Source organism: Acinetobacter sp. P1(2025), from assembly GCF_051390655.1.
Lineage (GTDB): Bacteria > Pseudomonadota > Gammaproteobacteria > Pseudomonadales > Moraxellaceae > Acinetobacter > Acinetobacter junii.
The window spans coordinates 1-5,195 of sequence record NZ_JBPKBJ010000127.1 but is presented as its reverse complement, the minus strand read 5'-3'; the positions used below and the strand labels follow the sequence as shown (position 1 = coordinate 5,195).

Annotated in this window: 3 protein-coding genes and 1 pseudogene; 3 read left to right on the top strand and 1 reads right to left on the bottom strand. The window is 36.5% G+C overall.

From position 1 onward, the window contains the following. Positions 1-110 precede the first annotated feature (110 nt). Positions 111-1,109, bottom strand: a pseudogene (locus ACSC97_RS17725) (oxygenase MpaB family protein); the annotation flags it as partial. Between the two features lie 85 nt (positions 1,110-1,194). Between ACSC97_RS17725 and ACSC97_RS17720 the strand changes: the two are divergent. The 3 genes from ACSC97_RS17720 (at position 1,195) to ACSC97_RS17710 (ending at position 4,656) form a co-directional block, all read left to right on the top strand. After that, positions 1,195-1,794 (top strand): TetR/AcrR family transcriptional regulator, encoded by a 600-nt coding sequence (locus ACSC97_RS17720; RefSeq protein WP_004967061.1) that lies wholly within the window; start codon positions 1,195-1,197, stop codon positions 1,792-1,794. Between the two features lie 36 nt (positions 1,795-1,830). Continuing rightward, the gene (locus tag ACSC97_RS17715) at positions 1,831-2,520 is read left to right on the top strand and encodes an ion channel (protein WP_004956532.1); all 690 of its coding nucleotides are present in this window, start codon (positions 1,831-1,833) and stop codon (positions 2,518-2,520) included. Between the two features lie 159 nt (positions 2,521-2,679). Next, positions 2,680-4,656, top strand: coding sequence for a BCCT family transporter (locus ACSC97_RS17710; RefSeq protein WP_340475468.1), 1,977 nt, complete (start codon positions 2,680-2,682; stop codon positions 4,654-4,656). Positions 4,657-5,195: the final 539 nt, after the last annotated feature.

Genomic DNA, 5,195 nt, shown 5'->3' with positions numbered 1-5,195 from the left:
GTTGACGTAAAGCCTGATTGTACTCAGACCAGTTCGTTGTTTTGTATCGGCTTTTTGATTCTGTATTCATCTAACATGTATGGGGATGAAATTTATTTATGCAACAAAGCCCCTACAAAGAACTGAGTCAGTTCTAAGTGTTGTTTATATGCCAATTTTTGTTGAAAAGAGCGTAAATAACGATATTTTCGTTCAAAAGGTTCTTTGGAAAGACTTGAGCCAAGTGAAATACTACTTGCATCCGATTTTGGATGCGCGAATTGCATCCAGTAGATGAGTTTCCATCCTTCAGATTCCTGATCCACCAACCATTTTTCCTCAATTCCCATCAACCAACCTGCATATTTCCAAAAGTGTAAAAAGCTGTCGACTTCCTCCGCACTTGGAAAGATACCTAAGGCTCGAATTCCTAATAGCACCACACCACTAAAGGCAATATTCGTCATGGCTTGATCATATTGATTAATTGGTAAGCCCCATGTTTCAGCATCCCATTTTTCTGATTTTTGTAGCTGATGCCGTACTAAAGAATGAATGAAACGAACATAAATTGTGGAACAAAAGCCCTTGTTATAACGTTCAAAGCCCTCTTTCTCTGTGATATCAACCCACCATTTTGTGGTTTCTGCAAGGCGCGTAGCTGCTTGTTTTTTTAATGCACCTGTGAGGATTAGCGATTGGTTAAAACCAGGATACATATAGCCCGCCATTAAAGAGAGATCTCTAAGAATCAGACCATTATTTGCTCCCAATCGATAAGTGAATTGCAGAGCTTTATCTATTTTGACTTGGTCATACCAAGTGGGTTTTCGTTCAACTAAGCTAAAAAATTGTGTCAGTTCAGGAACGTCATGAGGCAGTTTATCTAAACCTTCATATAACGCCGTCTCAAAGTATTTTCGATGAAGTTTGGGATTTTGTAATACCCATCGCATCACTTGATCCATCGGTTCATCACCTGCTTGAAGCGCTTCGTTGAGTTGTAAATATTCAGCATAGCTTGGTTGTAAATGTTGATTGGTCATATAACCCAAGATTTTGGTTTTTAAATTGGACTGCACCATAGTTTCAAATGCAGCTAAACGACTTGGCTTAGGGATGCTTAGCATTGCAAAACACCTTTGATTGTTATTTAATCAAAGCATAATATGAATATTTATTCGCATTCAATTCGCATTTTAACAGAGCCTCTTGATGAGAAAACGCCCACAACAACAACGCGCCAAAATGATCGTTGAAAGTATTTTGGAAGGTACGCAAAAATGCATTTCCGAACAGGGGATTCTGCAACTCACAACACCAAAAATTTCAGAAAAATCAGGTGTAAGCGTTGGTTCGATTTATCAATACTTTGAAAATAAAGATCAGATTGTTTCTGAACTGCTGTTAAGAAAAAGTGAAAATTTAGGACAAGCACTGAAACAGCTGGTGATGCTTCAACAACAGACTGCGATTCAAGATATCATCAGATTGAGTATTGCATTTGGTTTTGAGTCCCTAAAATCCGATGAAGGTTTTTTCATCGAAATTTTAAAAAACTGGCACGCTTATAGTGATTCAGATGCAGCGCAAGTTTTGGAACAGCATTTTTTAGAAATAGGGATGTATTTATTTGGGCGTTATTATCCGCATTGGGATTTTGAAACTTTAAAACATAAGTCCTTTGTGATTATTAACAGTACATTATTTACAATGATGCGTTATGCCAGTAAGAATACGTTTTTAATCGAAGAACAACGCTTACAACAAGAACTCACCAATATGATTATTTCTTATTTAGATGCCATATCATGAGTTCAGAAAAACAATAATTTGGACATGGAAAAAGTAATGCAAACAATAAAACAGTTTTGGAATGGATTTAGATTGTTGCCATCAGCTTGGCTCTTATTGGTGCAATTGGCTTTATTAATTTTAGCCACAATCACTTATGACGATAGTGCCTATCGTGCATTAACATGGTCATTAGGTGTTTTAGCCTTACTTATTATTGCAAAAGTCATTCGACAAACCCCAGTATTTGCATTTTGGGGACTATTCTTTGTCAGTGGTGCATTTATATTTTCTATTTTGATCTTTGTAGGTTTTGACAATCATACAATACAGATTACGGCATACAGTTTTGAAGCCTTAGCCTATTTTTATGCAGCGTATGGTTTACTAAGGTATATGTTTTCAGATCGTTATCTCACAAAAGACGAATTATTTGCGGCTGGTGCCGTATTTACTTTGATCGCTTGGGCATTCGCTTTTTTATATAGTATTTGTCAGATTATTTTGCCGAATAGTTTTCAAAATCCAAACCATCCTGAAGCCTTACAACGTTGGTTAGACCTACTCTTTTTGAGTTTTAGTTTGCAATCAGCCACAGGATTATCTGATCTTATGCCACTCAGTCCCGCTGCTCGAGTATTAACTATGCTACAGATGTTTGGCGGTGTGATGTATTTTGCAGTGATTGTTTCGAGATTAATCGCGCTGCAATATATTCCTCATGCACCGAAAAATTCACAAGATTAATCTTTAATTCTGTTACAGCATTACAACTGCGTTATTTTTCACGTTTTATATACTTTTGTTTGAGTTTTTCTTGTTTTGAACTCGCTTTTGTTCACATTAAGTGAATGTCTTATTTGACCTATAGGTCTGTCATGATCATTAAAATAATATGGGTGAATTATGTCTTCCAAGACTCCTTCGCAGTTTGCGAATGTGAATCCAAATGTGTTTTTTAGCACAGTCATTATTATCGCAATTTTCTTAGCAATTGTGATAATTGCCCCAAGCTCGTTTGAGTTTTTAACTCAACAACTGAAACAGTGGATCACTGATTCGTTTAGTTGGTTCTATGTATTATCAGTCGCCGTTTTCCTTATTCTACTGATTTACATCGCCTGTTCGGACAGTGGGAAAATCAAACTCGGACCTGATCACAGCCAGCCTGAATATAAAAATGGTTCGTGGTTTGCCATGCTATTTACGGCAGGCATGGGGATTGGTTTGATGTTTTTTGGTGTGGCTGAACCTGTCATGCACTATGTCAGTCCGCCGAGTGGTGATCCTGAAAGTGTCGCCTCAGCTCAACAAGCATTAAGAATTACCTTTTTTCATTGGGGACTACATGCATGGGCAATTTATGCCTTGGTGGGTTTAGCTCTAGCGTATTTTGCGTATCGACATAATTTGCCTTTAAAAACACGTTCAGCACTTTATCCTATTATCGGTGAACGGATTTATGGCCCTTTGGGCGATAGTATTGATACTTTTGCAACGATTGGAACTGTATTTGGTGTCGCGACTTCATTGGGTTTTGGGGTAACGCAAATTAATTCAGGTTTGCATTATTTATTTGGGATAGAACAAAGTACAAATATCCAAGTTGGACTTATTATATTTGTCAGTATTTTGGCATCTTTATCTGTTTTTCTAGGACTCGATAAAGGCGTGAAACGCCTTTCTGAATTAAATCTAATTCTCGCTTTAACCCTTCTTGCTTTTGTATTTATTGCAGGGCCGAGTATCTATCTGTTACAGACCACGATTCAAAATACAGGTTCTTACATCTCAAATTTATTTGCGATGACTTTTAATCTTTATGCCTATCAACCCAATGGTTGGATTGGAGGATGGACAATCCTTTATTGGGCATGGTGGATTTCATGGTCTCCATTCGTGGGAATGTTTATTGCAAGAGTATCAAGAGGACGAACAATTCGCGAGTTTATTGTTGGTGTATTACTGATTCCTACAGGCTTTACTATTATTTGGATGGGCTTTTTAGGAAATGCGGCACTTTTTAGCATCATGCAAGAAAGCAATACCAATTTAATTCAGGCGGTACAGTTAGACTCTTCGGTTGCATTATTCGAATTTTTAAATCATCTTCCATTCTCAGGAATTTTAAGTTCTGTTGCCACGCTTTTGGTTATACTTTTTTTCGTTACCTCAGCTGATTCGGGTGCATTGGTGACGGATTATCTCACCTCAAAAACCGAAAATTCACCGACTTGGCAACGTTTGTTTTGGACTATCTTGATGGCGCTATTGGCGATTACGCTTTTACTCGTCGGTGGTCTAGCCGCATTACAGTCATCCATTATTATGAGTGCATTGCCTTTTACGATTGTGATGTTGTTGATGAGTTGGGGGCTTTTAAAAGCATTGAATTTGGATGTAACAAAAACTCGAGCTATCCAAGAGGCACGTATCACACCACGCGCAATCAACGACCCACGAAGTTGGCAGCAACGTTTAGGATTGATTATGCATTATCCACATACAGAACAAGAGGTGAGAAACTATATTGCAAATGACGTTCGCAAAGCCTTCGAAAGCATTCAACGAGAATTCAAACGTCGACATTTAGAAGTTGACATTCAAGAGACTGAACAGGGTTTGCAGCTACATGTTGACCATCAGCATGAAATTAACTTTATTTATAAAGTCGTATCACATGCAACGCTTCCACCGAGTTTTATGCTCGGTCGATCTGAGATCGATGATTCTTCATATTTCCAAGCCGAAGTGTTTTTGCGAGAGGGTGGTCAAAACTATGATGTAATGGATTGGACGCAAGAAGATTTAATTCAGGACATTATTGATCAGTATGAACGACATCTTTATTTCTTAAATATTGTACGAACGACAACTTCCTAACCCTCAAAAATAATTTCCTGAGAGATTAAAATAACGGCTTCAAAGTAATTGAAGCCGTTATTTTATTTTGAATGAATTAAATTTGAGCATTATTGAACTTTAAGAAATATTTTCTAACTCAGGATATTGTCTTAAATACAGGCTAAATATAAAAATAGAGCTAGTTTTCTGTAGATAATTAAAACAATTTTTTAATAAAATTATTAAATTACAGTAAGTTAGGTTTGTAAAATTCGTTTTTTCTTATAATTAATAAATTTTAAATTATATAAATCAGTAAATTAGATAAGTTAAAGTTTAAAAATAAAACAACCAAATAATTAAATTTTTAAAATCTCTTGCAAGCGATTAGAAATGCTGTAGAATGCACATCCATCGGCGGTGATGCGGATAAAAACTTGTTGAGAAACAAGGATTTGGCTAAAGTGGTTGGATTCTTGAGTTGGTTGATAAGTTTTAAAAATATCTAAATTACCTGTTGACTTTAAAGAAATTTAGAGTAATATAGCCGACCTAGCTTGATGATGACGAATCATCGA